General features: G+C 72.5%; 27 protein-coding genes. 6 read left to right on the top strand and 21 right to left on the bottom strand.

Annotation, left to right across the window (positions count from 1 at the left end):
- Window positions 1-6: 6 nt before the first annotated feature.
- Together MB828_RS07075 and MB828_RS07070 are read right to left on the bottom strand one after the other, a co-directional pair.
- A complete protein-coding gene (locus tag MB828_RS07075; protein ID WP_133024849.1) occupies window positions 7-366 on the bottom strand; it encodes a hypothetical protein in 360 nt (119 codons plus the stop codon).
- Between the two features lie 2 nt (window positions 367-368).
- Window positions 369-1,118, bottom strand: a complete 750-nt coding sequence (locus MB828_RS07070) for a LytR/AlgR family response regulator transcription factor (protein WP_301647401.1) — start codon at window positions 1,116-1,118, stop codon at window positions 369-371.
- 120 nt (window positions 1,119-1,238) lie between these two features.
- Here MB828_RS07070 and MB828_RS07065 point away from each other — a divergent pair, with 120 nt between their 5' ends.
- From MB828_RS07065 to rocD, 3 genes are all read left to right on the top strand, one after another.
- Entirely contained in the window at window positions 1,239-1,724 is a 486-nt protein-coding gene (locus MB828_RS07065; RefSeq protein ID WP_046729975.1) for an Lrp/AsnC family transcriptional regulator, read from the top strand.
- A 145-nt stretch (window positions 1,725-1,869) separates the two neighbouring features.
- Complete coding sequence (ddaH, locus tag MB828_RS07060; RefSeq protein WP_301647400.1) at window positions 1,870-2,679, top strand: dimethylargininase; 810 nt, start codon at window positions 1,870-1,872, stop codon at window positions 2,677-2,679.
- Between the two features lie 19 nt (window positions 2,680-2,698).
- A complete protein-coding gene (rocD, locus tag MB828_RS07055) occupies window positions 2,699-3,919 on the top strand; it encodes an ornithine--oxo-acid transaminase (protein WP_301647399.1) in 1,221 nt (406 codons plus the stop codon).
- A 43-nt stretch (window positions 3,920-3,962) separates the two neighbouring features.
- Here the strand turns inward: rocD and MB828_RS07050 are convergent, their stop codons facing one another.
- The 13 genes from MB828_RS07050 to MB828_RS06990 form a co-directional block, all read right to left on the bottom strand.
- The gene (locus MB828_RS07050; RefSeq protein WP_301647398.1) at window positions 3,963-4,580 is read right to left on the bottom strand and encodes a DUF305 domain-containing protein; all 618 of its coding nucleotides are present in this window, start codon (window positions 4,578-4,580) and stop codon (window positions 3,963-3,965) included.
- Between the two features lie 78 nt (window positions 4,581-4,658).
- A complete protein-coding gene (locus MB828_RS07045; RefSeq protein WP_301647397.1) occupies window positions 4,659-5,066 on the bottom strand; it encodes a DUF6153 family protein in 408 nt (135 codons plus the stop codon).
- A gap of 56 nt (window positions 5,067-5,122) precedes the next feature.
- Window positions 5,123-5,512: a VOC family protein gene (locus MB828_RS07040; RefSeq protein ID WP_301647396.1), complete on the bottom strand. Its 390-nt coding sequence runs from the start codon at window positions 5,510-5,512 to the stop codon at window positions 5,123-5,125.
- Window position 5,513: 1 nt separating this feature from the next.
- On the bottom strand, window positions 5,514-6,344 hold the full coding sequence (locus MB828_RS07035) for a JmjC domain-containing protein (RefSeq protein ID WP_301647395.1): 831 nt from the start codon (window positions 6,342-6,344) through the stop codon (window positions 5,514-5,516).
- An 80-nt stretch (window positions 6,345-6,424) separates the two neighbouring features.
- Entirely contained in the window at window positions 6,425-7,558 is a 1,134-nt protein-coding gene (locus MB828_RS07030; RefSeq protein ID WP_301647394.1) for a DegT/DnrJ/EryC1/StrS family aminotransferase, read from the bottom strand.
- Between the two features lie 24 nt (window positions 7,559-7,582).
- The gene (locus MB828_RS07025; protein WP_301647393.1) at window positions 7,583-8,338 is read right to left on the bottom strand and encodes an SDR family NAD(P)-dependent oxidoreductase; all 756 of its coding nucleotides are present in this window, start codon (window positions 8,336-8,338) and stop codon (window positions 7,583-7,585) included.
- A complete protein-coding gene (locus MB828_RS07020) occupies window positions 8,335-8,985 on the bottom strand; it encodes an O-methyltransferase (RefSeq protein ID WP_301647392.1) in 651 nt (216 codons plus the stop codon). Before MB828_RS07020 ends, MB828_RS07025 begins: the two co-directional genes overlap by 4 nt.
- Before the next feature lie 16 nt (window positions 8,986-9,001).
- Window positions 9,002-10,774, bottom strand: coding sequence for a M3 family metallopeptidase (locus tag MB828_RS07015; RefSeq protein WP_301647391.1), 1,773 nt, complete (start codon window positions 10,772-10,774; stop codon window positions 9,002-9,004).
- Window positions 10,762-11,958: a PQQ-binding-like beta-propeller repeat protein gene (locus tag MB828_RS07010; protein WP_301647390.1), complete on the bottom strand. Its 1,197-nt coding sequence runs from the start codon at window positions 11,956-11,958 to the stop codon at window positions 10,762-10,764. Before MB828_RS07010 ends, MB828_RS07015 begins: the two co-directional genes overlap by 13 nt.
- Entirely contained in the window at window positions 11,930-13,321 is a 1,392-nt protein-coding gene (locus MB828_RS07005; RefSeq protein ID WP_301647389.1) for an MATE family efflux transporter, read from the bottom strand. Before MB828_RS07005 ends, MB828_RS07010 begins: the two co-directional genes overlap by 29 nt.
- Entirely contained in the window at window positions 13,318-14,544 is a 1,227-nt protein-coding gene (locus MB828_RS07000) for a hypothetical protein (RefSeq protein ID WP_301647388.1), read from the bottom strand. The genes MB828_RS07005 and MB828_RS07000 overlap by 4 nt, the downstream gene beginning before the upstream one ends.
- A 49-nt stretch (window positions 14,545-14,593) precedes the next feature.
- Window positions 14,594-15,571, bottom strand: coding sequence for an arginase family protein (locus tag MB828_RS06995; protein WP_301647387.1), 978 nt, complete (start codon window positions 15,569-15,571; stop codon window positions 14,594-14,596).
- A gap of 121 nt (window positions 15,572-15,692) precedes the next feature.
- On the bottom strand, window positions 15,693-15,860 hold the full coding sequence (locus MB828_RS06990; protein ID WP_165941543.1) for a hypothetical protein: 168 nt from the start codon (window positions 15,858-15,860) through the stop codon (window positions 15,693-15,695).
- Between the two features lie 301 nt (window positions 15,861-16,161).
- Here MB828_RS06990 and MB828_RS06985 point away from each other — a divergent pair, with 301 nt between their 5' ends.
- From MB828_RS06985 to MB828_RS06975, 3 genes are all read left to right on the top strand, one after another.
- On the top strand, window positions 16,162-18,444 hold the full coding sequence (locus MB828_RS06985) for an ATP-binding protein (protein WP_301647386.1): 2,283 nt from the start codon (window positions 16,162-16,164) through the stop codon (window positions 18,442-18,444).
- Window positions 18,445-18,794: 350 nt separating this feature from the next.
- Complete coding sequence (locus MB828_RS06980) at window positions 18,795-19,826, top strand: ArsR/SmtB family transcription factor (protein WP_301647385.1); 1,032 nt, start codon at window positions 18,795-18,797, stop codon at window positions 19,824-19,826.
- Between the two features lie 163 nt (window positions 19,827-19,989).
- Window positions 19,990-20,442, top strand: a complete 453-nt coding sequence (locus tag MB828_RS06975; protein ID WP_301647384.1) for a hypothetical protein — start codon at window positions 19,990-19,992, stop codon at window positions 20,440-20,442.
- A 33-nt stretch (window positions 20,443-20,475) separates the two neighbouring features.
- On the opposite strand, the gene MB828_RS06970 is transcribed toward MB828_RS06975, so the two are convergent.
- From MB828_RS06970 to MB828_RS06945, 6 genes are all read right to left on the bottom strand, one after another.
- Window positions 20,476-20,697: a helix-turn-helix domain-containing protein gene (locus MB828_RS06970; RefSeq protein ID WP_301647383.1), complete on the bottom strand. Its 222-nt coding sequence runs from the start codon at window positions 20,695-20,697 to the stop codon at window positions 20,476-20,478.
- Complete coding sequence (locus MB828_RS06965; RefSeq protein ID WP_301647382.1) at window positions 20,697-21,182, bottom strand: DUF2975 domain-containing protein; 486 nt, start codon at window positions 21,180-21,182, stop codon at window positions 20,697-20,699. Before MB828_RS06965 ends, MB828_RS06970 begins: the two co-directional genes overlap by 1 nt.
- A 67-nt stretch (window positions 21,183-21,249) precedes the next feature.
- The gene (gene mtnK / locus MB828_RS06960) at window positions 21,250-22,452 is read right to left on the bottom strand and encodes an S-methyl-5-thioribose kinase (RefSeq protein WP_301647381.1); all 1,203 of its coding nucleotides are present in this window, start codon (window positions 22,450-22,452) and stop codon (window positions 21,250-21,252) included.
- 13 nt (window positions 22,453-22,465) lie between these two features.
- A complete protein-coding gene (locus MB828_RS06955; protein WP_133024828.1) occupies window positions 22,466-23,512 on the bottom strand; it encodes an ABC transporter permease in 1,047 nt (348 codons plus the stop codon).
- 35 nt (window positions 23,513-23,547) lie between these two features.
- Complete coding sequence (locus MB828_RS06950; protein ID WP_301647380.1) at window positions 23,548-25,083, bottom strand: sugar ABC transporter ATP-binding protein; 1,536 nt, start codon at window positions 25,081-25,083, stop codon at window positions 23,548-23,550.
- The gene (locus MB828_RS06945; RefSeq protein WP_133024826.1) at window positions 25,070-26,167 is read right to left on the bottom strand and encodes a substrate-binding domain-containing protein; all 1,098 of its coding nucleotides are present in this window, start codon (window positions 26,165-26,167) and stop codon (window positions 25,070-25,072) included. Before MB828_RS06945 ends, MB828_RS06950 begins: the two co-directional genes overlap by 14 nt.
- Between the last annotated feature and the right edge of the window lie 281 nt (window positions 26,168-26,448).

Below are 26,448 nucleotides of genomic sequence, written 5' to 3'. Positions count from 1 at the left end.
GGGAGTTCATCGGTCCTCGACGAGACGGACGAAGTCCTGCTCGTTGCGTTCGGCGCGGCGCACGTACCAGCGGGCGAGCAGGATCAGCGGGGCGTAGAGGCAGAAGCCGAGCACCAGCCACTCCAGGCGGCGGGCCTCGGGGGCGGCCGCGAAGACCAGCGGGAGCGGTCCGACGAGTAGTACGAGTACCGCGAACACGACGAGCGCGACGCGGAGTTGGGAACGCATGAGGGAACGGACGTAGGTGTGGCCGAGGGTGGTCTGCTCGTCGATCTCGGTGCGGGGCCGGTAGTAGCCCGAGGTGCGGCGGCTGCGGCGGGGCGGTCCGGTGACGGTGACCCGGCGCTCCACGGGGTCGCTGGGCACGGTCAGACCCTCCTCATCAGCAGGTCCCGCAGCTCGCGCGTGTGGCGCCGGCTGACCTGGAGTTCCTCGCCGCCGACCAGGACGCTCACCGTGCCCGCGTCCAGGCGGAGTTCGCCGATGTGGCGGAGGGCGACGAGGTGGCGGCGGTGGATGCGGACGAAGCCACGGGAGCGCCAGCGGTCCTCCAGGGTGGACAGCGGGATGCGGACGAGGTGGCTGCCGCGGTCGGTGTGGAGCCGGGCGTAGTCGCCCTGGGCCTCGACGTGGGTGATGTCGTCGACGGCCACGAACCGTGTGACACCGCCGAGTTCGACCGGCATGTGGTCGGGGTCGGGTTCGTGCACGGGTATCCGGGGTGCCGCGCCGCGCAGTTCGGCGACCCGCCGTACCGCCTCCGCCAGGCGTTCCTTGCGGACGGGCTTCAGGACGTAGTCGACCGCCTTGAGGTCGAAGGCCCTTACCGCGAAGTCCTCGTGGGCGGTCACGAAGACCACCAGCGGCGGGCGGGCGAAGCCGGTGAGCAGGCGGGCCATCTCCAGTCCGTCCAGGCCGGGCATCTGGACGTCCAGGAAGACGACGTCGACGGCTTCGGGGCCCTGCGGTCCGGACTCCAGCGCGCGGGTGATGCGGCGCAGCGCCTCGGTGGCGTCCGCGGCGCCCTCGACGCTGCCGATGCGCGGATCGGCATGCAGCAGGTACAGGAGCTCCTCCAGCGAGGGGCGTTCGTCGTCGACGGCGAGAGCGCGCAGCATGAACGGAGTGTAGGCGGCGGAGCGGGGCGCTGGACATGTCGCGGACGTGGACGTCCGCGGCGGACGAACCGGTTGAAGTGGCGTTCCCGAAGTGCCGTTCGCCGCGGTTACAGTGCGCACATGAACAGCGGCACCGCCTCCTTCGACGATCTCGACCGGAAGATCACCACCGCGCTGATGGCGAACGCGCGGACCAGTTTCGCCGAGATCGGCGCGGCCGTCGGGCTCTCCGCGACGGCCGTGAAACGGCGGGTCGACCGGCTGCGCGAGACCGGTGTGATCACCGGGTTCACGGCCACCGTGAAGCCGTCCGCGCTCGGCTGGCGCACGGAGGCGTACGTCGAGGTGTACTGCGAGGGCGCGGCGCCGCCCCGGCGGCTCGCGGAGGTGGTGCGCAACCATCCGGAGATCACCGCGGCCATGACGGTGACCGGCGGCGCGGACGCGCTGCTGCACGTCCGGGCCCGGGACGTGGACCACTTCGAGGAGGTGCTGGAGCGGATCCGGGTCGAGCCGTTCATCCGCAAGACGATCAGCGTGATGGTGCTGTCGCACCTGCTGCCGGAGAGCCCGGAGGCCGGTGCGACGGTCGCGGCCCCGGAGTAAACGCACCGATGCTGCGTTTGTACGACCGGAGACGCAGCATTCCTGCGCGAACGCGCAGCATTCGTTTCTTGTCGCCCGTATCCGACGCTTTCTACCTTGGTGTCAACCCTCAGTCGACACCGCGGGAAAGCGGAGGAACCCCTCTGTGTCCGAAAGCCGTGTGCCGCGCCTCAGGCGCTTCCTTGTCTGTGAACCCAGACATTTCGCCGTGCAGTACGCGATCAATCCCTGGATGAACCCCGACACCAGGGTCGACGTCGATCTGGCCCAGGAGCAGTGGACGGCGCTGATCGACGCCTACCGTGCCCGCGGTCACAGCGTGGACCGGCTGGAACCGGTCCCCGGCCTGCCCGACATGGTCTTCGCCGCCAACTCGGCGGTGGTCGTCGGCGGGCGCGTGTTCGGCTCGCTGTTCCACGCCCCCGAGCGGCGCCCCGAGTCGGGCCACTACGACCTGTGGTTCAAGACCGCGGGCTACGACGTGCACCGCCCCGGCTCGGTGGTCGAGGGCGAGGGCGACCTGGTGTGGACGGGCCGGTACCTGCTGGCCGGCACCGGCTTCCGGACGTCCCGCGAGGCGCACCGGGAGGCGCAGGAGTTCTTCGGTCACCCGGTGATCAGCCTGACGCTGGTGGACCCGTACTTCTACCACCTGGACACCGCGCTGTTCGTCCTCGACGAGGAGAACGTCGTCTACTACCCGGAGGCCTTCTCGGCGGGCAGCCGCGAGGTGCTGCGCCGGCTCTACCCGGACGCGGTGCTCGCCACCCGCGACGACGCGCTGGCCTGGGGACTGAACTCGGTCTCCGACGGCCGCCACGTCTTCATCGCCCCGCAGGCCGAGGCGCTGGCCGGCCGGCTCGCCGACCAGGGCTACGAGCCGGTCCCCGTCGACCTGTCCGAATTCCACAAGGCCGGCGGCGGCATCAAGTGCTGCACCCAGGAAATCCGCTGAGGACCAGGAGATCCCACACATGACCGCACCCGCACGCACGCGTTCCTCCGCCGGCCTGATCGAGGCGGAGGAGCCGGTCCTCGCGCACAACTACCACCCGCTGCCCGTCGTCGTGGCCCGCGCCGAGGGCGCCTGGGTGGAGGACGTCGAGGGCCGCCGTTACCTCGACATGCTGGCCGGCTACTCGGCGCTCAACTTCGGCCACCGCCACCCCGCCCTGATCGAGGCCGCGCACCGCCAGCTCGACCGGCTGACCCTCACCTCCCGTGCCTTCCACAACGACCGGCTCGCCGAGTTCGCCGAACGCCTCGCCCAGTTGACCGGGCTGGACATGGTGCTGCCGATGAACACCGGCGCGGAGGCGGTGGAGAGCGGCATCAAGGTGGCCCGCAAGTGGGCCTACGACGTGAAGGGCGTCCCCGCCGACCGGGCCACGATCGTCGTCGCCGCGGACAACTTCCACGGCCGTACGACCACGATCGTCAGCTTCTCCACGGACGAGACCGCCCGCGCGGGCTTCGGCCCCTTCACACCGGGCTTCCGGGTCGTGCCGTACAACGACCTGGCGGCACTGGAGGCGGCGGTCGACGAGACGACCGCGGCGGTGCTCATCGAGCCCATCCAGGGCGAGGCCGGGGTACTGATCCCCGACGACGGCTATCTGACCGGTGTCCGGGAGCTGACCCGGCGGGCGGGCTGCCTGTTCATCGCCGACGAGATCCAGTCAGGGCTCGGCCGCACCGGGCGTACCCTCGCCGTCGACCACGAGGACGTGGTGCCGGACGTGCTGCTGCTGGGCAAGGCGCTGGGCGGCGGGATCGTGCCGGTGTCGGCGGTGGTGGCCCGGCGGGAGGTGATGAGCGTGCTGCACCCGGGCGAGCACGGCTCGACGTTCGGCGGCAACCCGCTGGCGGCTGCGGTCGGCACGGCGGTGGTGGAGCTGCTGGAGGGCGGTGGGTTCCAGCGCAGGGCGGCCGAGCTGGGCGTGGTCCTGCGGAACGGTCTTGCGGAGCTGGTCGGCAGCGGAGTGGTCGGCTTCCGGGCGCGCGGACTGTGGGCGGGCGTCGACGTGGACCCCGCGATCGGCACCGGGCGGGAGATCAGCGAGCGCCTGATGCACGAGGGCGTGCTGGTCAAGGACACCCACGGCTCCACGATCCGGCTGGCCCCACCGCTGACCGTCACGGCGGACGAACTGCGGTCCGCGCTGGCGTCGTTGCAGAAGGTCCTGGCACTCTGAGCGGACGGCGGCCGCGCCGGTGAGGCGCGGCCGCCGCTGCTGCTCAGCCCTTGCCGAGGAGCTTGTTCATCTCCTTGATCTCGGCGTTCTGCCCGGTGACGATGGAGCCGGCCATGCTCGTGGCCGGGGCGTACGCGCCCTTGGCCTGCTCGGTGCCGGCCATCTCGACGGCGCCCTGGTGGTGCTGGACCATCATGGTCAGGAACATCTTGTCGAAGTCCGTCCCCTTGGCCTGCTTCAGCATGGTCATGTCCTTGTCGGACATCATCCCGGCCATGCCGCCGTGACCGCTGTGGTCCATGCCCGCCATGGGCACGTCCTCACCCCAGGCCTTCAGCCAGCCCGTCATGGTGTCGATCTCCGGGTCCTGGGCCTTCTCGATCCGGCCGGCGAGGTCCTTCACCTGGGCGGAGGAGGCGCGGCCTGCGGCGAGGGAGGCCATCTCCACGGCCTGCCGGTGGTGCGGGATCATGGCCTGGGCGAAGGACACGTCCTGCGCGTTGTGCGCGCCTGCGGTGGCGGAGGCGGTGCCGCCGGCCGCCGCCGAGTGGGACGCGTGCGTGGTGCCGGCGCTGTCGTCACCGCTGCCGCACGCGGTGAGGGCGAGGGCGGCGGTCGCGGTGAGCGCGACGAGGACGGCACGGGTACGTGTGGTGGTCATGCTGGATCTCCTGCGATGGCGGTGAATGGGCACGCGGGAGCACGACCGCTGCGCTGTGCGCGGCCGGCTCGGGTGCCTCTAGATCCGCAGGAGTTGGAGTTCCGCCAGGTCGGGCGGGGCGCGGGCGCCGTCCGGTGCCGTGGCCCGGTGGGAGAGGGCGGTGCGGGCGGGCACGGGCACGTGCACCGGGTCGGGTGCCGGCGCGGGCAGCGCCGGTCCGCCGCTCAGCGCACCGGAGGCGCAGGTCGCGTCGGCGTGATGTGCGTGGCCGCCGCCGCAGTGACCGTCGTCGCCGGCGCAGCCGTCGGACGCCATGACCATGACCGCCGTGGCGGGGACGGCACGACCGTGTCCGTCGTGGCCCCCCATCAGGCCACCGGGTGCCAGCGCGTGCATGCCCAGCAGCCCGGCCAGCACACCCAGTACGAGCAGCGCTCGCCACCGCCGGTGGGGCGGTCGCTCGGCGGGCAGCTCGGTGGGGCGCATCGGGGTCATCCTATGCGTGCCCTGTGCTCGACTTCGCACAGGCACCGCCGGGAACGTCAATCCCAGCGCTGTGCGTTGCTGTCGTCGAGGTTGCCGGGGGGATGCGGGATGACGCAGAACAGGAGGCCCGCCGGGTCGCGCATGACCCACCAGGAGTGGACGCGCCGTACACGTGCCGCCCCGAGTCGTTCCAGTCGCGTCACCTCGGCCTCCACGTCGTCGGTGTGGATGTCCAGGTGGACGCGGGGGCCGCTCTCCGCCGAGTCGAGGCGCTGGAAGTACAGCCACATGCGGGGGCTGCGCAGCGACGCGCTCAGGTACTCCGGCGAGTCGGGGACCACCGCGGCGGGTGCGCCGGCGGCGGCTCCCCAGAAGGCCGCGACGCGGTCGTGGTCGGCCGCGGGCACATCGACGACCACCTTGCAGATCCTGCTGTAGTGGGCCACGTCAGCCGGCCTGCCGGGTCAGGTGCTCCGCCTGTAGCCGCAGGGTCGCTGCCAGGAGGTCCCCGGTCGTCAGGCGCTCCAGGAGCATCAGGGTCGCCCGTCGCAGGGTCTCCTCGGCCTCGGCCCGCGCCGCGTCGGACAGGTGGGCGTGGAAGGCCGGCACCACCTGGTGGCCGACGGCACGGCCCCTGGCGACCTGCGCGAGGAACGGCAGGACCGCCGACTGCAACGACACCGCGGGGCAGACCAGGGACAGGCTCAGGGAGTCCGCCTCGGAGACTCCCGAGTGCAGCCAGAGCACCGGGATGTACAGCAGGTCTCCCGGCCGCACCTGGAAGGTCAGTACCTCCGCGTCCGGCAGGGCGTGGCTTCCGACGCCGGGCACGTCCATCATGCGCCGGGCCCTGGTCTCGGCGCGGATGTGGTGCGGTGCCGCGAGCGACCACCGCTTCGTACCGGTCTGCTGGAGCACGAAGTTGTCGCTGTGGTCGAAGTGGGCGCCGATCCCGTCCGCGCCGTGGGTGCGCACGGTGTCGAACCAGGCCCGGGGCGCGCCGAAGACACGGGCGAACTCCTCGGCGCGCTCGGCCAGACCGGGGTCGAAGGCGGAGACCCGCTCGATGAACGTGACCTCGTCCGGGCGTTCGGTCACCGCGCCGGGGTCCTGTGCCAGCGCCCGGGTGCGGGCGGCGGCGAACTGGTCCGGGGACCAGGAACGGCCGAGGAAGGCTTCGGCCCCGCCCCGGACGAACAGCGGCCGCTGCCTCCAGAAGACCGCGAAGAACTCGTCGAAGTCGAAGGCGCTGCGCTCGCATTCCCTGATCTCGGTCATCCACCGGCTCCTTCTTCGTGTCGGGTTCTTCGCGTCGGTTCTTCGCGTCGCTTCGGGTCGGTGCTTCGGGTCGGTGCCGGTCAGTACCGGGGTTTCAACAGTGCGCAGACGTAGTTCTGCTGATCGGCCGTCAGGCGCGGGTGGCAGGGCAGTGAGAGGGCGTGGTCCGCGTACCTCTCCGCCGCCGGCCACCGGCCCGGCGCCCCCGCGTGCGCGGCCATCGCGGGCTGGTGCGGGACCAGTTGCCCGTAGAAGACCCGGGCGTCGACGCCGTTCTTCCGCAGGTACGCCAGGGTCTCGTCCCGGTGCTCCGGTCCGCCCGGCACGGTGACGGTGTACTGGTGGAACGCGTGCGTCCGGCCGACCGGGACCTCGGGAGTCCGGATGTCGGTGTCCCGGAGGAGTTCGTCGTAGCGGGCGGCGACCGCGATGCGCCGGGCGATGTCCTGCCGGAGGGTACGCATCTTCACCGACAGGACGGCGGCCTGGACGCAGTCGAGGCGGGAGTTGATGCCGCCCTCCTCCACGGCGACGTAGCCGTCGGGCTCGAAGCCGTGCTCCCGGAGCCTGCCGATCCGGGCGTGCAGCGCCGGGTCGCCGGTGACGACGGCGCCGCCGTCCCCGTAGCAGCCGAGGTTCTTGGTCGGGAAGAACGAGAACACCGCCGCGTCGCCGAAGGAGCCCGCGGGCCTGCCCCAGTACGCCGCGCCGACGGCCTGGGCGGCGTCCTCGACGACCGCCGCTCCCGCGCGGCGGGCGTCCTCCAGCAGCGGATCCAGGTCCGCGGTCAGCCCGAACAGGTGGACCGGCACGATCGCCCTCGTCCGCTCCGTGTACGCGTCCGCCACGGCGGACGCGTCGAGGGTGAACGTGCCGGGGTCGATGTCGGCGAAGACCGGTGTCGCCCCGGTGCGCACGATCGCGGAGACGGTCGCGACGAAGGTGACCGGCGAGGTGATCACCTCGTCGCCGCGGCCGATGCCCAGCGCGGTGAGTGCCATGAACAGGGCGTCCGTGCAGGTGCCGACGCCGAGGGCGTACGGCGTACCGCAGAAGGCCGCGAAGTCGCGCTCGAACTCCTGGACCGCCGGGCCGAGGACGAGCCGGCCGTCCGCGATCACCCGCGACATCGCCGCGTCCAGCTCGTGCTTGAGTTCCGTGTACTGCTGCTGCACGTCGTTGCCCAGGACGATCTGCCGGGACGGGTCGATCATGTGGTCGTCTCCCTCTGTGGCACGTCAGACCAGCGATCCCGACGATCCGCCGTCCAGCTTGCAGAGCATGCCGTTGGCCGTCGGGCCCAGTTCGGCGAGGTAGCGGACGCTGCGGAGGCAGGCCGCGTAGTCGATGAATTGGTCGATCACCAGGTTCGGGTTCGATCTGCGCAGGAACAGCCGTACGACGTCGGAGGCGGGGAGCCCCTTGCGGGCCGCGATCGTCTCGGCCTCCGCGAGTTTGGCGGGGTCCGCCAGCGGGCCGAGCAGCAGCGTCGCCACGGCGGCGCCCGCGGACCGGCACCCGGCGGCGAGTCCCGCCGTGAGCACGCGCAGCGCCGCCTTGCTGGCGGCGTAGACCGCCGAGTGGTCGTCGGCGCCGTAGATGGCCTCGGAGTTGACGACGACGTAGGCGCAGAACCGGTCCGCGGGTTTGCGTGCCAGCAGGTCCAGGGTGAGGAGGTAGGGGGCGAAGGCGTTGACGCGGAACACCTCCTCCAGGTCGCGCGGCACGGGCCCGGACGGCCGGGCGGGCGGATAGGCCACCGCGCAGTGCACGACCAGGTCCAGCGCGGGGTCGAGCCGTTCGGACAGGGCGGTGGCGGTCTGCGGACGGGAGAGGTCCGCCTGGAGGTAGGTGACGTCGGGTCCGGCCGGGACGCGCTCCTCGGGACAGCGGCCGACGCCGGTCACGTCCCAGCCCTCGGCCGCCAGGCTCGCGGCGAGGAACCGGCCGAGTCCCTTGCAGGCGCCGGTGACCAGCGCGCGCCGGTCGGTCATCGGCGTTCCTTCCGGCTGATCAGCAGGCCGTTCTCGGTGCCCGCGAACGCCGAGAGGAGCCGTGGACTGCGGCCGACGGCACGGGTGTACGCGGTCAGGGCGGCCACCTCGCGGGCGTCCGTGGGCTGGTCCGGGGACTCGGCGCCGTAGTCGCCGAGGGCGAGGACGTCGTCGGCGACGAGCAGGCCGCCGGGTTCGAGGAGCGGGAAGCCGTGGGCGAGGTAGCGCGGGTAGGACTTCTTGTCGGCGTCGATGAAGAGCATCCCGACGCTTTCCGGTGCCACCGTGGCGAGATGGTCCACGGCGTCGCTCACCACGATGGTCACCCGGTCCGCGACCCCGGCCAGGGCGAAGTTCTCCGCCGCGACGCGCGCCGCCTCGGGGTCCACCTCCAGGGTGGTGACGGTGCCACCGGGCGGGAGCCCCCGCGCGATGTGCACGGTGGAGTACCCGAACAAGGTGCCGATCTCGATGACATGGCGCGGCCGGTGCAGCTCGGTCAGCAGCCGGAGCAGCCGGCCCGTGTTGTCGTCGACCTGGATCGTGGGCAGCCCGGCGGCCGCCAGCGAGCGGTGCAGGATGGCGTCGAGGACCGGGTCCCGCGGGCCGAGCAGCGCCCGGGTGAATCCGTTCGACAGCGTGGTCATGTGGCGGGTTCTCCCCTCATCCGGTCAGGGCCGACGAGCCGTACAGCCGGAACACGGCCGAACCGTCGGGGACTTCGGCCGGCGCGTCCGGGTCGAAGCAGGGGGCGAGGAGCCCGCGCGGTTCCGGCCGCCCGGTGATGTCCGCGAGGCTCAGCTCCCGGAACGCGGCGAACCTCCCGGCGCTGTCGGCCGCTCCCCACAGGTAGCTGAAGTTGGCGCCGGGGTTGGCCACGTACATGGGCCAGGTGAAGTACGCGGCGACATCGCCGAGTTGGTAGTGGCGGCCGATGCCGTACCGGCCGTCCAGGCGGTCGAAGGCGTCCCGCAGTCCGCCGGTGCCGCTGCGGTGCACCTCCAGGTCCAGGGCGGCGGTGACGGCCTGTTCCAGCAGGCCGGCCCGCTGTTCGAACATCTTGATGCGGACGCACCGCGCCCACTGCTCCTCGCCCGCGGGGCCGAGGGTCAGCCGACGGGCGAACTCCGGGTGGCAGGCCCACTTCTCGAACCACATGCTCAGGCACTCCAGCCGCTCCGGCGGCAGGGACTCGAGTCCGGAGCGGAACGGCACGCCGGTGCGCAGGAGGAGGTGGTTCAGGGCGTGACCGAACTCGTGGAACATGCCGTGCACGTTCTGGAACGTGATGTGTCCGGTGCCCTCGGTGTCCGGACGGAACCGGCACGAGACGTACGCGACGGGCCGCTGGACCAGTCCGCTCCAGTCGGTGCGGTTGCGCAGGCCGAGGGTGTGGTTGGGGCCGGGCGTCCCGCGGTCCGTGTCCCACAGGTCGAACAGGATGTCCCCGATCTCGTCGTCCGCGTCCCGCACGGCGACCTTGATCACCTGCGGGTGCCCGCTCGGCTGCCGGGTCAGCGTGAGGCCGAACACGGCGCGGGTCACGGCGAACAGGAAGTCCAGGCACTCCCCCACCCGGAACGCCGGCGCCCGTCCGGCGCCGAACACGGTGCGCATCGCGAACCCGAGGTGGTCCATCGGCCGGCCGGTGGCGCCGGTGACGGCGGCGATCTCGGACTCCACCTCCGCGTGTGCGGCCAGGGCCGTCTCGAGGCAGCTCGTCACGAAGGCGGCGATGTCGGCCTCGGTGGCCCGGCAGCGGGCCAGCGTCCCCGCCGCGACGTTCGGATGACCGGCCCGCGCGCTCCGCCGGCGCCGTACCGTCACCATCGCGTCGAGCGCGGCGAGCAGGGCGGGCTGCCGGGCGTCCCGTGCCGCCGCCCACACGCGTGCCAGCTTGTCCCGGGTGGCCGTGCTCTCCATGGAGCCCAGCACGGTGTAGTAGACCGCCGCCGGATCGGCCTCCGCGTCCCGGGCGCCCACCCGCCGCAGGATCTCCCGCCGGGCGTCCCGCACCCCGGCCAGCACCGCCTTCGCCTCGTCGAGGAGGTCGTCGAGGCGGGCGTCCTCGGCCGGGTCGCGGCGCTCCCCCGCGGTCAGTTCCGCCAGGTACTCCTCGCGGACGGCGTCCAGCCGGGCGTCGGCGCAGCGCAGTTGCCGCAGCCGGCGCACGATCCGGGCGGTGCGGTCGTCGTCCTGGTAGAACGCCCGGCGCCAGGGCAGCAACCGGGTGAAGTTCTCGTCGTCGTCGACGGCCTCCAGGTAGAGGAACACGTAGGCCACGTTGTTGTAGATGGCCATGAGTTCCACGAGCGTCCGGTCGGTCAGGCGGTCGGCGGCGAGGATGACGTCCAGACGGGACATCATTCCTTCCAGCGACTCCTCGATCGGGCTCGCGCCGGCCTCGGGACCGGCGCCGGGTGCTACTGCCGGCACGGGGCGACCTCCGTGTTCGCGGGCTGGAATCGGAATTCGTAGAAGTCCCCGGCGTAGGAGGCGCAGTAGAGGGCGCCGTCCGGCGAGGCGAGCGGGGTGGTGTCCATCCGGGGCTCGTGGTCGGGCAGGCCCAGGACCTGGCTGCTCTCCCAGCGGAACCGTCCGTCGCGGCGGCGCAGCGCGATCACGTTGCCGCGTTCGGCCGTCGCGACGAAGTCCCCGTTGGGCAGCACGCTGAAGGACGTGTACGAGTGCGGGGCTCCCTGGGCCGTCCGCCACACGGGCGTGTGGGTGCGGACGTCGACGCCGGTCACGGTGGCGTCCTGGGCGCCCACCGCCAGAACCCCCGCCGAGAGCGCCGGACTTGCTGTGATCTTGGCTCCCAGGAACTCCGTGTGCAGCAGCCGTCCGGTGCGGGCGTCCAGGAACAGGCAGGTGCCGCCGACGGTGCAGACCGCGACCTCCCCGGTGGCCCGGACGAAGACCGGGGAGGCCTTGATGTCGGCGTCGGCCGCGAACCGCCACAGCTCGCCGCCGTCGCCGGACAGGGCGATCACGTGGTGGCCGCAGCAGACGACGGCGGTGCCCTCGTCCGTGCCGGCCGGACTGGCGTAGGGGTCCCGGTACGAGGCCGTGCCGCCGTCCGCCGCGTGCCAGGGTGCGGGCAGCTCCCGGTCGAAGACGGGCTCGCCGGTGGACAGGCGGAAGGCCAGACAGCGCGCGTGGAAGGCCGCCACCACGAGCAGGTCGGCGGCCGGGAGCAGGACCGGGGTCGCGTACACCGGAAGCCGCGTGCGAGCGGCCCACACCAGCTTCCCGCGCAGGTCGAGGCAGGTGATCAGCCCGCTGGTCGCCGCGACGACCACCCGGCGCCGCCCGGGGTCGACCACGAGCGAGGCGTACACCCCGCTGTCGAGGCGGCGCTCCCAGTACACCTTGTGCAGGCCGCGGCCGTAGAACCGCACCCGGCCGTCGTCGGCGGCGAGCAGCACCCCGATGCCCGGCACCACCGCGGGAGAGGCGCTGACCGGGACCGGCAGGGTGCGGCCCAGCCGTTCGTTGTGGTGGGTGAGGCGGCGGTGGCCGAACACCACGGGTTCCCTGTCCCAGTGGAAGGTGCCGTGGCCGCCGCCGGGCAGGACGGACCTCACCGGGTCATGCCGGAACGCCGACACCTGTGTCACGGTCCACCTCGCTTCCGGTCCAGTGGTCCTTGCGCAGCGACCTGTGGAAGGCGGTGGCGAGCACCGCCGAGGGCAGCACGCCCGAGGCGATCACCAGGAACGGGGAGTGCAGGACGAACACGCCGACGGCGGCCAGCGGCACGGCGAGGGCGTACGTGGTGACGGCCGAGGCGGTGGCGAGCAGGGCGCCTCGCTGGTGCACGGAGAGGATCTCTCCGAAGTGGTTCTCCAGGAGGTAGGCGGGGACGGTGAGCAGGAAGGCGAACAGGAGGGAACGGGTGAGCCGTTCGTCCTGGCCGGCGCCCGCGAAGAGCCGCACCAGCCAGGGGGCGGCCAGCGCCACGGTCACGGCCCCGGCCGCGGTGGGCACCGCCGCGTAGCGCAGCAGGGTGCGGGCGGTGGCGGGCAGGGTGCGGGCCGTTGCCGGCAGGTCGCTCTCGTTCTTGCCGAGCCGGTAGCCGTAGTACACGAAGGTGCCGGACACACAGGCCTGCGGGATGCGGCAGAACAGGCTCCAGACCTTGGTGGCCACCGTGACCGCCGCGAGGACCTGCACGCCCAGCGTGCCCAGCAGCAGGGTGACGGTGATCGTGCCCGCGTAGTCGTTGAAGTGCCGGGCGCCCACGCCCGGCGCGTTGCGTGCCATCGAGCGTGTCTCGGCGACGACCGAGGCGCGGTCGGGGCGGGTGAACCGCTCGCCGCGTGCCCGCATCCGGCGCAGGAAGAAACGCAGCGCGAAGCAGGCGATCAGGAGCTGGGAGCCGGTGGTCGCCGCCGCGACCGCGACCACCGGGGACGCGAACCGGCCGGACAGCGGCGTGTAGAGGAAGGCCCAGTCGAGGGCGGCGTTCGTGGCGAAGCCGACCACCAGGAGCAGCAGGGACCTGTTCTTCAGCCCGCAGATCCTGAGGGCCTCGTTCAGGGCCGCGTAGAGGATCGTGAAACCGAGGCTGCAACCGCGCACGATCACGAAGTCCCCGGCGAGACCGGCCAGTCGGGGGTCCTGTCCGGCCAGGCGCAGCGCGGGCTGCACGGCGGACGAGAGCAGCACGGCCGACGCCTGGGCCACCAGCAGGAGGACGAGCAGGGCCGCCGCCAGCACCGGCAGCCGCCGCGCGAGGTCGCCGCGGCCCTCGGCGATCGCCAGGCGGCTGCTGAAGGTGTCCACGACGCCGATGGCGAGCAGTGCGGTGAGGCCCGCGTTGACGACGTCACCGAGGCCGACCGCCGCCACCTGGTCGAGGCCCTTGGGCGAGATCAGCAGGATGTCGATGGCTCCGAAGCCGACCGAGACCAGTCCGGTGAGGAAGATCGTGGTCGCGAAGCCGCTGTAGTTCCTGACGGTCAGTTCGGTGTGCTTCATGTCGCCTCGCTCGCCGGGGTGCGGAGCCGGTTGAGCAGCGACCGGAAGCGGTCGGCGGCCGGGTCGCCGACGCGCCGCGCGACGGCCAGGCCCTGCCGCAGCACGCTCTCGTCGCCGGGCACGAGGTCGGCCAGGCGCCCGTAGTGCTCCAGGGCGCGTACGTCGTCGCCGAGGCGCTCCCTGGCCCGGGCCGCCCGCAGGAGGTGGTGCCCGTAGTACGGCGGCCCGGTCGCGACGGCCCTCTCGTAGAGCGCGGCCGCGTCCGCGAGCCAGCCGAAGTGGGCGTATGCGTCGGCGAGTTCGCCGTAGCTCGGGGACCAGGCCGGGTCCAGCGCGATGAGGTCGAGGCCCGCCTCCTCGGCCCGGTCCGGGTCCCGGGTCACGTACATGTGCTCCTTCAGCGTGGACTCGTGGTACGTCTTGAGGAAGTGGGCCTCGTAGGCACGCGGCCGGCCGGCCAGCGAGTGCGCGGCGGCCTCACGGGTGAACTCCATGTAGCGGCGCGTCAGCCGGGCCCTGCCGCGGGCCGCGGGCACCATGGCGAGGGCGCGGTACCAGGCCGACAGTGAACCGGCGCCCAGGTCCCGCGGGTGCTGGGCGAGTTCACGGCCGGCCGCCACGTACCAGAGGAAGTCCGCGGTCGGCAGGTCGCGGCGTTTCATGTACCAGACGACGGCCTGCGCGCAGGCGTCGAGGGTGCGGTCGGCGGGCAGTGTGCCGGACTCGACGGCCCGGCGCATCGCGTGGAAGGCCCGGGAGACGGCGGGGCCGTCGTCCCGCCGGTTGGCCACCACGAAGCGCAGCATCCCCACTTCGAAGGAGTCGCGCGGGGTGGTGGCCCGTGGCTCGGTCCGGTCCAGGATCCGGGCGGCGGGGCCGAAGCGCGAGACGCTGATCAGGGCGGCCGCCACGTTGACCGCCGCCACCACCGACAGGTCGGCCGCGCCGTCGGCGAGTTCACCGAGCCGGGCGGTCGCCTCCGAGGGGCGGTGGTCCAGTTCGGCCAGCGAGTCGTAGGCGATCCCTTCGAGCAGGGCCACCTCTCGGAGCACGTCGGGCTCGAAGACCTGCGCGAACCGGTACGCGTGGCGGGACAGGTCGGCGGTCTGGTACTGCTCCACACACGCCCGTGAGAACAGGTCGCTCTTCTGGAGCGGCGAGAACGTGAGACCGAGCATCGTCTCCTGGAAGGCGTTTCGGGTACGCGGTGCGCTGGTGGGCATGGTCCCCCCGTGGGAAGGCCGCGGTACGTGCGGCTGCGGGCTTGCGGTGTCAGGGGTCCGTCCGGGCGTCCCGCTGCCGGCCGGCCCAGCTCAGCAGGTGGACGAAGACGAGTGCGGCGCGCTGTGCGTCGGCGAGTGTCTTCGGGGACCGGTCCGCCCGGTCGGCCGCGAACTCGACGACGTCGAATCCGACGAGCCGGTTGGCCGCGAGGGCGAGGTCGATCAGCCGCAGCAGCCGGCGCAGGCTCAGTCCGACGGTCGCGGGGTAGCCGGTCGACGACATCTCGGCCGCGTCCAGCACGTCCAGGTCGACGCTGACGTAGAGGTCCCCGCCCCGGCCGACCACGTCCCGGAAGGCGTCGGCGTCGTCGATCTCGGGGGCCGACACCGGCACCTGGCGGCCGACGGAGCGCAGGAAGGCGGGCAGGGCGTGCGCGCTGTCGTCCTCGACGGTGGCGAAGGGGAAGACACCGACCTGGAGCAGGCGTCCCGGACCGAGCACGTCGGACACGTGGGACATGACGTTGGTGTGGAAGACCGGATCCCGTTTCCCGGGCCGGGCGGGGGCGCCCTCCCAGATCTGCAGGTCCAGGTGGTGGTCGAACTGGACCACGGTGAAGGGGCGGGCGCGCCGTGCGGCGAGGGCCGAGACGACCGGGAGCGTCACGGTGTGGTCGCCGCCGATCACGCACGGCACCACGCGCGGCGGGAGCTCCGTGACGAACGCCCGGGTCGCCGCCAGGACGCCGGTGAGCGTGGTCTCGGTGGTGGCCAGGTCGCCCACGTCGACGATGCCGTCGAGCGGTGTCACACCGTGGCGGAGGTCGACCACCCGGGCCGACGCGGCCGACCAGGTGTACTCCTTCGAGACGGTGCGCAGGAAGAACGGCCCGTGCTCCGCGCCGCGGTGGGGGCTCCCCAGGGAATGGCCCACGCCGGCGACGGCGGCCACGGTGCCGGCCGGAATGCTCCGCGGGTCCGCGAAGGGCAGCCCGCAGAAGGAAGTCGTCCTGTTGTCTCTGGACAATGCGCAGCCCTCTGTGCCGTACTGAGGTACGGGGACGGCGGGTCCGCCGCCCCCGCGTGATCACTTCACGGAGTGCTCCGGGCACGCGCGGGCCCACCCGGCGTGCCCGTCCGCGGTCCGGTCAGGCCTCGGCGCCGAGCAGGGCGTCGAGTTCCGCGTCGACGTCGACGTCCTCGGCGAGCGAGCCGAGCACGACCTCGGTCTCCAGGGCCTCGGACTCGAAGAACATCGCGACCGAAGTGGTGCGGAAGAACGCCGGCTTCTTTTCCAGGGAGTAACTTTCCATCATGACCTCCTCCGTTGGACGGCGGCGCGCATCGAACCGGTCGAGAACAGCGGAACGCGGCCCCGTCGAACCGTCCCACGGAGCGGAAGCCCCCGTGGGAACGATGTCGCCCCCGTGCGATTGACTGCCGCTTCAGACTGAGGTCCGCCGCCCGGGCCCCACAAACGTTTCGACCAGCGTCAAATCCGGTGTGGCGCTTAGCCCTTCCGGGCAGCCCCGGCCGGTGCCCGGCGGACAGCCGCCCGCGGCGGTCCTCCCGCCGAACCGGTCACCGGTGACCGTTCGCCCTGGTAGGAAGGGCCGTATGGAAGATCACTTCGGCACGGCCCTACGGCGGTTCAGGCTGCGCGCGGGGCTGACCCAGGAGGCGCTGGCCGAGCGTTCCGGTGTCTCGGTCAGCACGATCCGCGGCATGGAGACCGGCAGGCGCCGCAACCCGCAGCTCGCGTCGGTGCGGGGACTGGCCGCCGCGCTCGGCCTGCGGCCGGCCGAACGGGACGACCTGCTGGCCGCGGCCGGCGCGGCCGAACCCCCGGCGGTCCCGGTACCACGGCAACTACCCGCCCCACCCGCGCCGTTCGTCGGGCGTGAGCACGAACTGGCGCGCCTCGACGCCGCCTTGAAACCTCGGTCCGGTGCCGGACCGGGGTCGCACCCGGGGCCCGCGGCCACGGTGGTCGTCTCCGCGATCGCCGGGGCGGGCGGAGTGGGGAAGTCCTGGCTCGCCCTGCACTGGGCGCACCGGAACGCCGACCGGTTCCCCGACGGGCAGCTCTTCGTCGACCTGCGGGGCTTCAGCCCCGACAGCGATCCGATGGACCCGGCCGTGGCGGTCCGGGGCTTCCTCGACGGGCTGGGTGTCGAGCCGGGCCGGGTACCCCTGGCCGCGCACGCGCAGGCGGCGTTGTTCCGCAGCCTGGTGGCGGACCGGCGGATGCTGCTGGTGCTGGACAACGCCGCCGACACGGCCCAGATCACCCCGCTGCTGCCGGGCGGTGACACCTGCACCGTGCTGGTCACCAGCCGCAAGCGGCTGTCGGGCCTGATCACCGGGCACGGCGCGCACCACGTGTCCGTCGACATGCTCACCGACACCGAGGCCCGCGGACTGCTCACCGTCCGCCTGGGCTCCGCGCGCATCGACGCCGAGGCGACGGCGGTGGACGAACTCGTGCGCCTGTGCGGCGGGTTCCCGCTGGCCCTGAGCATCATCGCGGGCCGCGCCCACACCGACCCGCACCTGTCGCTGGCCGATCTCGCCGCCGAACTGCGCGAGGACGCCCTCGACGTGCTCGACGACGCCGATCCCGCGGCGAGCCTGCCCGCCGTCCTCTCGTCCTCCCACCGCGCGCTGACCGGCGAGGAGGCCGAGGTGTTCGGGCTGCTGGCGATCGCGCCCGGTCCGGACATCGGCCTGTCCGCCGCCGGCAGCCTCACCGGCCTGGGCCTGAGCCGGACCAGGGCCCTGCTGCGCCGGCTGGAACAGGCCTCGCTCATCGGCCAGGACGCCGGGGGCCGCTACCGCATGCACGACCTGATCCGCCGTTACGCCGCCACTGCCCACGACCCGCCCGCCGGCACCCGCGGCGCGGCGCTGCGGCGGGTGCTGGACTTCTACCTCCGTACCGCTTACGCCGCCGACCGGTTGCTGGACTCCCACCGCGAGCCCATCGAGCTCGCTCCGCCGGCCCCCGGCTGCCACCCCCGGGAACTGGCGGACATCCCGGCGGCCATGGACTGGTTCGACGCCGAGCACCGCAACCTGCTCGCCGCCCAGGGCGCCGCCGTGGCGGCCGCCGGGCACCGCACGGCCTGGCAACTGGCCTGGACGCTGTACAACTTCCACTACCGGCGAGGGCACCGCCACGACCAGCTCGCGGTGTGGCGGACCGCGGCCGAATCCGCGGCCCGGCTGCCCGACCCGGGCGCCCAGATCATCACCCAGCGGCTCCTCGGCCGGGCCCACGTCGTGCTGGGACACCACGAGGAGGCGATAGCGGCGCTCGACCGGGCGCTCGCCCTCAGCGAGCAGCAGAACGACCGCGCGCTCCAGGCGCAGGCGCACTACACGCTCGCGTCGATCTGGCCGGACGGCCGGCGGGCGCTGGAGCACGCCAGGCGCGCGCTGGACCTCTACCGGGGGCTGGACCAGCCGATCGCGGAGGCCAACGCGCTCAACGCGGTGGGCTGGTACGCCGCGCGCCTCGGCCAGTACGACACCGGCCGCGAGCACTGCCGGGCCGCCCTGGCCCTCTACCTCACCCACCAGGACGTGAACGGCCAGGCGCAGACCCTGGACAGCCTCGGCTACATCGACCACCACAGCGGCCGCCACCACTCGGCCGTCGAGCACTACCGCCAGGCCATCGGCCTCTACCGCGAGCTCGACAACACCTACGAGGCCGCCGACACGCTCGACCGGCTCGGTCACCCCCATGCCGCGCTCGGCCAGCACGACCGGGCCCGCGCGGTGTGGTGGGAGGCACGCGACCTGTACCGGCGGCAGGGACGCGATCAGGAGGCCGAGGACGTCGAGCGGCTCCTTGACGGACTCGCCGGACGGGACGACGCCGACGGCGCCCGGTGACATCACCGGCGGCGGGCACGGACGGCGGGGTGCGTGACAACGGCCGCGTGTTCCCCCGCGCGACGGGCGCGGCCGGCTGAACCGGTCACAGGTGAACGGTGCGTGAGCTGTTCGCCCACACCGGCGCACCAGCACGATGGTGCGGGGAAGCAGCCCGGCGCCCGGTCCAGGGCGGACCGGACGCCGGGCTTCAGCAGCGACGACCGTGACCGGCGGCGGAATCCGGCCGATGTTCCCGGCCGTCCGTCTCCTCCCCGCAACCAACCATGGGTCCTGTCAGTCGTCACCCATGGCGACAGCCACCACTCGTCACCCCCGGCCGACCCCCCACCGTCCGAGAATGAGGCCGCATGCTCCGAATCCACTTCACACCGCAGGACTTACAGAACATCCGCATCGCGCGCCGGCCCGATCCGATGTGGGAACTCGTCTGCGCCGCCTGCCGGTTGGTCACGCAACAGGGTCCGCTCGAGTTCGGGGCCTGGCGCCGCTCCGTCCGGGAACGGGTCACCGCGGATCCGGTGGCCGGCCGTGCCGTGCACACGCTGCGGACACTCGTCCCGCCCACCGGGTACATCCCCGACTTCCTCACCCCGTCCGTCCTGGAGGGAGGGCTGCCCGCGGCCTTCGAGGAGATCCAGGCCACCCCGGCCGGCCGGCTCCGGCACGAGCTGGGCAGGCTCGGCGCCGCGCGTCCCCTCCCGGCGTGGACCACGACGCTCGCCCGGCCGGGCGACAACGGCATGCGATCCCTGGTGAAGGCCCTGGAGATCTCCGCCCGGACGCTGCTCGAACCGCGCTGGGCCCACACCCGCAGAGCCGTCCGTGACGAGGTCGACCTGCGTTCCCGCATCCTCCTGGACGGCGGTGTCCTGGCCCTGCTGGAGAGCCTGCGTCCGCTGGCCCGGTGGCGGGCGCCCGTCCTGGAGGTGGAGTACCCCACCCACCGCGACCTCCGTCTGGAGGGACGCGGACTGCTTCTCGTCCCGTCGTACTTCTGCTGGCGCAGGCCCACCGCCCTCGCCGACCCCGCCCTCGGCCCGGTCCTGGTCTACCCGGTCGGCGAACGGCCCCTCGACTCGGTCACCCTCAACGACAACGGACTGGACCGCCTGCTGGGCCGCACCCGGGCCTCGGTCCTCACCGAGGTGGCCCGCCGCGGGCCCCGGACCACGTCCGAGGTGGCGACGGCCGTCGGCATCGCCCTGCCCAGCGCCAGCTACCAGCTCTCGGTCCTGCGGGACGGGGGGCTGCTGGCGAGCCGGCGCGACGGACAGTACGTACGGCACTCGGCGACGCTGATGGGCCTCCGGCTCCTGGACGGCGAAGGGGACGCGGGAGAGCTGCGGCGGCTGGGGCAGCCCGTCGGCGGCACGCCGTAGCGGGAGCCCGGGCCGCGGCGGCGCGACCGACACTGCTTCGAGCACATTCGAATTGCTTCTCCCCGGCCCGGCGCACGGGCGAGCATCGGCGGCGGGGCGTGGCACGGCCCGGCAGGTGCCGCTGTCCGACGTCCCGCCGCACTCGACCCGACGGGGGAAGAACATGAACCTGGTCCGCAACCACCGCACCCGGCGCGCCGCGATGGCGGGTGTCGCCCTGGTCACGGCAGCCGTCCTCGGAACCGTCGGGGCGACCACCGCCGACGCCGGGACCGCCGCGCCACAGTCACAGCAGATCGCCTCGTCCGTCCTCGGCGGTGACTACAAGATCACGCTCACCGCGCTGCGGTCGCCGGAGGACGAGTACGCCGCCTCGGTGCGGTTGCAGGTCTTCACGCACGACACCGGCACCTGGAAGGAGTCCGACCGGGTCACGGTGGGCGATGTCGACGGCTGGTTCTGGTACCCGCTGACCGGCAGCCAGGCCGTCTGCGAGTTCACGACCGCGAGCACGGAGCCCGCGCCCCTCACCGTCAGCCTGCTGGTCACCCCGTCCATCGGCTGCTCGGCCCCGGCGCACTACGTCGTGAAGCAGGGCAGGGTGTACGCCGGCTGAGCCGGTGAGCTGCCAAGTCAGTGCCGCGGTACGTCATTCGCCCGCGATGTCCTCGGCCTCCCAGCGCAGCAGGTCGCCCGGCTGGCACTCGAGTACCTCGCAGAGCGCGGCGAGGGTCGCGAACCGCACCGCCTTGGCCCGGCCGTTCTTGAGGACGGCCAGGTTGGCGGGCGTGATCCCCACCCGGTCCGCGAGTTCGCCCACGGACATCTTCCGGCGGGCCAGCATGACGTCGATGTCGACGGCGATCGGCATCAGATGACCTCGTCCAGCTCGGCCCGCATCCGGGTCGCCTCCACGTCCCGGGCGACGGCCTGCGCGAGCAGCATCCGCAGGACGAGCACGATGAGCGCGACCCCCAGGATGGCCACGCCGATCCCGCCCATGATGAGGGTGACGCCCGGGTCGTCCCGCTGGCCCGGCGCGTTGACGGCGGTGACCGCGAACCACATGAGGGCGGCCGCGACGATCGAGCCGATCACGGCGTCCACGTACCGGAAGGCGGCGTGGGAGAACACGGTTCCACGGCGCACCATCGTCACCAACCGCCACACGCAGACCACGGCGACCTGGGCCGACACCATGCCCAGGATGGTGATCACGCGCAACAGGGTCAGCGGGAGCGACCCGTCGTCCGGCTTGGCGGTCAACGCCCACACCATCCCCGCCTGGACGAACACGGTGCCGGCGAGCACCACGACGAGCACGGCCCGCAACGCGAGCACCGTCAGCTTTCCCATGGCCTGCCCTTCCATCGAATCACGATGGAAAGCTATCGAATATCGATAGGTGCGGCAAGGACCGGTGTCAGACCGACGCCTCCCGGTGACCGGCCGGGATCTGCCGGGCGAGGGCGCGGACGGACTCGGGGTCCGGCAACTCGGCCCGGCGCACGACAAGTTCGCGGCCCAGGAGCAGGGCACGGCGGGAGGCGGTCACCTGGAGGGGGTCGGGCAGGGTCGTCAGGTCGGTGAGGTGGGCGAAGCCGATGACGCGGCGGATGATCTCCGTGCCCGCGAAGCCGACCGACTCCGTCCAGACCCGGCGCAGGAACCGCTCCAGATAGGCGTCGTCGAAGAAGGTGTCGACGCGCGCGGGCCAGAGCCTGCGGAACTCGGCCTCGAACCCCGCCCAGCTCAGGCGCAGTTGGCCGGCGTGATCGCCGTCGGCGCCCAGCGCGTCCGCACGGGCCTCGGAGACGAGGACGTTCGCCCAGTACAGGCCGAGGTCGAAGCCGACCGGGCCGACGAAGGAGAACTCGGGGTCGAAGACGCGGACGACCTCCTCGCCGTCCCGTCGGCCCACCATGACACTGCCGGTGTGCAGGTCACCGTGGAGCAGCGCCTGCCCGCTCGTCATGAAGACGTGGCGGAGTTCGGCGACCTCCGTGCGCAGCCGGGAGTCGGCGCGGAACCCGGCGGCCAGGTCGTCGAGTCCGGGGTGCCAGTGGTTGTGCTCGTGCTCGACGTACGGCTCCGACAGGACCACGTCCTCGGTGATCTTGCAGAGTTCGGGGTTGACGGAGGCGGCGATCAGGGCCTTGCGGTCGCCGGAGGGCATGCCGAAGTCGCTGGTGCTGAAGGAGAGTTGCGCGACGAGTTCGCCGATGCGGGCCGAGGTGGACGGGCCGTAGGAGCCGCCCTCGTTGAGGTGGGTGCGCAGGACCGTCAGGTCGGACAGGTCCTCCATGACGAGGGCGTGGTTCTCGGCGTCGTACCCGTGGATCGCGGGGATCTTGTCCGGGGCGGCCTTGGCGATCTGCTCGTACGCGCGGGCCTCGGCGTCGGAACGGTCGGGGCTCAGCGGCCACGAGGGACCGGCGACGCGCACCCAGGGCAGGGCCTGCTTCACGGCGAGGCTGCGGGTGCCGGCGCCGTCCGAGGCCAGGAACACGCGGTTGAGGTTGCCGTCGGAGACCTCGCGGACGTGGATGTCGTCGAGGTCGTCCCAGTGACCGCGCTCGTTCAGGTAGCCGGGGACGTCGTCGGTGTCCAGGATGCGGTAGCCCATGGTGTCGGTTTCCTTATGCGGTACGGCGCTTGGACAGGGTGAAGCTGAAGACCAGGGCCAGGATGAGGACGGCGCCCTCGACCACGTCCTGCGTGTAGTAGGGCAGGCCCTTGATGGTCAGGCCGGTGGTGATGATGCCGATGAGGACCGCGCCCAGGGCCGTGCCCCAGACGTTCGGCCGGCCCCGGCCCAGCACCGAGGTGCCCACGAGGGCGACGGCGACCGCTTCCAGGAGCTGGGAGGTGCCGGCGCTGACGTCGCCCTGGCCGATCCGGGAGGCCAGGATCAGTCCGCCGACCGAGGCGAGCACGCCGGAGATGACATAGGCCAGGGCGCGGTAGGCGCCGACCCGGATGCCGGCCAGCCGGGAGGCCTCGGCGTTGGCGCCGATCGCGTAGAGGACCCGGCCCCAGCGGGTGCGGGCGAGGAAGACCCAGGCGGCGACCGTCAGCGCGCCGAAGATCAGGACCGAGACGGGGATCCCGAGGACCGTGCCGCGGTCGATGCGCAGGAAGCCCGCGGTGAACTTGCCGGGCGCCGTGCTGCCGTCGGACATCGTCATGCCCGGGGTGACGGACTGGCCGTCGACCAGGATGAGTTTGCCGCCCTGGATCACGAACATGACGCCGAGGGTGGCCAGCATGTCCGGGATCTTGAGCACGACGATCAGGAGCGCGTTGAGCAGGCCCGCGACGGCGCCCGCCGCCAGCACCGCGAGGACGGCGACCGTGCCGACCTGGTTGTGGACGACCATCGTCTGGGCGGCGACCGAGACGCCGAGGCCGGCGACGGCACCGACGGACATGTCCATTCCGCCGACGGCCATGGTGAGGGTGACACCGAGGCCGAGGATCGCGGCGACGGAGACGTACCGGAGCGTGTCGAGGAGGGTCGCCGACTCGCGGAAGGTGCCCTCGCTCAGCGCGAAGTACAGGAAGAGCGCGACCGTGACGAGGATGAAGCCGTACTTGATCACGGCGTTCTGGACGCGTGCGGCGGTGGAGGTCGCGGGCCGGATCGCCGCCGCGGCGGGGACCTCGGTGCTCTGGGTGGTGGTCATGGGTGCTGCTTCCTTCGGCGGCCGGTGTCGGGGGCTCAGAGGGACCCGGCGATGGTCTGGATCACGCGGTCGCGCTCCGCGTCCTCGCCGTACGCGTCGAGGTGGACCTCGCCGGCCGCGAGGACGACGACCCGGTCGGCGATCTCGAGGATCTCGTCGACGTCGGCGGACAGGACGAGCACGGCCGCGCCCTCGGCGGCCAGGGCGCGGGCCCGGCGGCCGATGTCGCGGCGGGCGCCGATGTCGACGCCGCGGAACGGCTCGTCCAGGATCAGGACACGGGGGGTCTCGGCGAGCCAGCGGCCGACGACCACCTTCTGCTGGTTGCCGCCGGAGAGTTCCTCCACGGTGCTGTGCTCGTCGCGGGCGACGACCCCGAGGGCCTCGATCGTGTCGCGGCCCAGGGCGTCCTCGCGGGAGCGGTTCACCAGGCCGGCGAGGGAGAGGGACCTGAGGAACGGCAGCGAGACGTTCTGCGCCACCGACCAGCCCGGGACGAGGGCGTCGGCATGCCGGTCCTCGGGCACCAGGTGCACGCCGGCCCGGATGGCGTCGGCCGGGCGGCGGGGCGCGTAGGGCCTGCCGTCCAGTGCGACGGTGCCGGTGCGGAAGGGCTCGGCGCCGAACAGACCGCGCGCGAGTTCGGTCTTGCCGGCGCCCAGCAGGCCGACGACACCGGTGACCTCGCCGGCCCGCAGGTCGAGGTCGAGCGGGGCGTGGCCGTCGAAGAGGCGGACTCCGTTCAGGGAGAGGGCGATTCCGCCCTGCTCGCCCTCGCGGGTGGGCCGGGCCGTCTGGGCCTCCTGGGCCTGGGCGAGCATCGCGCGCAGGGCGGCGTCCCAGTCGAAGGGCCTGGCCTGGTCCTCGGTGAGCCGGCCGTCGCGCAGCACCACCAGCCGGTCGGCGAGGGCGTCGATCTCGCCGAGGCGGTGGGAGACGTAGAGCACCGCGATGCCGTCGTCACGCATCTTCTCGACCAGCGCGAAGAGCCGTTCGGCCTCGGCGGCCGACAGCGCGGAGGTGGGTTCGTCGAGGATGAGGAGGCGGGGGCGGGTGGCCAGGGCGCGGGCGAGGATCAGCAACTGGCGGTCGGAGATGCCGAGTTCGGTGACGTCCTGGCGCAGCACGGGGTCGCTCCAGTCCAGGCCGAGGCCCGCCTGGATCTCGCGGGCCCGGGCCAGGGTGCGGTTCCCGCTCAGGAACGGGTTGCCGCGGCGCTGGGCCAGTTCCTCGAAGACCAGGTTCTCGGCCACGCTCAGGCCGGGCACGATGCCCTCGCCGATGCGCTGGTGGACGGTCTGGATGCCCAGCTGGCGGGCGGCGAGCGGGGTCGGGAGAGCCACGGGCTCCCCCGCGACCCGTACCTCGCCGCCGTGGCCCGGGTGCACGCCCGACAGGATCTTGATCAGCGTGGACTTCCCGGCGCCGTTCGCGCCCAGCAGCGCGACCACGCTGCCGGGGGCGATGTCGAGCGAGACGCCGGCGAGCACCGTCTTGCCGCCGAACGCCATGCTGACGTCCGTCAGGCCGACCGCGGGCGTCCCGTCAGGCGCCGTCTCAGTGCGCGACATTGGGGATCCAGTCGGCGGTGCTGACCTTGGAGAGGTTCAGCGCGGGCAGCGCGGTGCGCAGCTGGTCCATGTTCTCGATCTTGTTCTTGACCAGGAAGTCGCGGGTGATGGCGACGGCCGGGAACTCGACCGAGGACTTGTTCAGCTGTCCGGCCAGCTCCAGCGCGGCGGTGCGGACCACGGCCGCGCCCACGGCGGACGGGTCGGTGCCGGCGGTGGCGACCCAGGGGCTGCCGGCGGCCGTCATGTTCTGGATGTCGGCGTTGGACACGTCCGCGCCGAACACCTTCACCTTGCTCTGGAGCTTCTTGTTCTGCACGCCGAGGACGGTGCCCTTGGCGAGTTCGTCGTAGGGCGCGAAGACGCCCGTCACGTCGGAGTGCTGGGTCAGCGCGGCGGAGACCAGCGGGACGTTGTCGGTGGCGGTCGAGTCGGTGACCTTGCCGACCTTGAACTCCTGGGTCCAGCCGTTGGCGGTGAGCGCCTTCTTCCAGACCGAGTCGCGCTTGTCGAGGGCCGCGTAACCGGCCACGTTGACGTAGCCGACCTTGGCCTTCTCGCCGATCGTCTTGGCCATCACGTCGAGGACGGCCTGCGCCATGCTGGCGTCGTCCTGCTCGGTGCTGACGACGGACTTGTTGCTCTGGTCGACGTCGTACACGACGACCTTGATGCCCTTCTTCACAGCCTGGTCGATCTCGGGCTGGATGGTGGCGGGGAACCCGTGGTCGACGATGATCGCCTGCGCGCCGGAGTTGATGGCGGACGAGAGGTCGGTGGCCTGCTTGGCGTTGTCGGCCTGGGCGTCGTACACCGTCAGGTCGATCCCGAGGGCCTTGGCCTGGGCCTTGGCGCCGTTGCCCCACTGCTCGAAGTAGTCGCCGGCGCCGCTCTGCCGGACCAGGGCGACCTTGACCGTGCCCTTGCTGAACGGGGCGGGCTTCTTGCCGGTGGCGGCCGAGGCCGAGGCGGTGTCGGCGCCCGCCTGGGTGGAGGCGTCCGAGGACTGCGAGCAGCCGGAGAGGACGAGAGCGGAGACGGACGCCAGCGAGAGCGCGGCGAGGGGCAGGCGGACACGGGACATGACGGGCTCCAGGTGCAAGGGTGGTGCGCAAGAAGAGCGGAAAGGGGAGAGAGGGGCGCGGGAGAGCGCGAGGAGAGATGACGGTGGCTCGGACCGGAGCGGAACGCGTCACTGCGCGGGATGTGGCGCATGCCCGTGCGACGGGCGTGCGGGGGTTCCGGGAGGGGTCAGCGACAGCTGGCCGTGGTCGACCGGAACAGGTCCACGTACAGCCGCCGCACGAGCAGCAGCGTCTTCATACGCAGATCATGGGAACGTTTTCGGCCACTCGTCAAAGCTTG

Origin of the sequence: Streptomyces arenae, assembly GCF_022343545.1 — a bacterium.
GTDB lineage: Bacteria > Actinomycetota > Actinomycetes > Streptomycetales > Streptomycetaceae > Streptomyces > Streptomyces humi.
The sequence above is the reverse complement of the archived record's forward strand: the minus strand, read 5'-3'. Positions and strand labels throughout refer to the sequence as shown.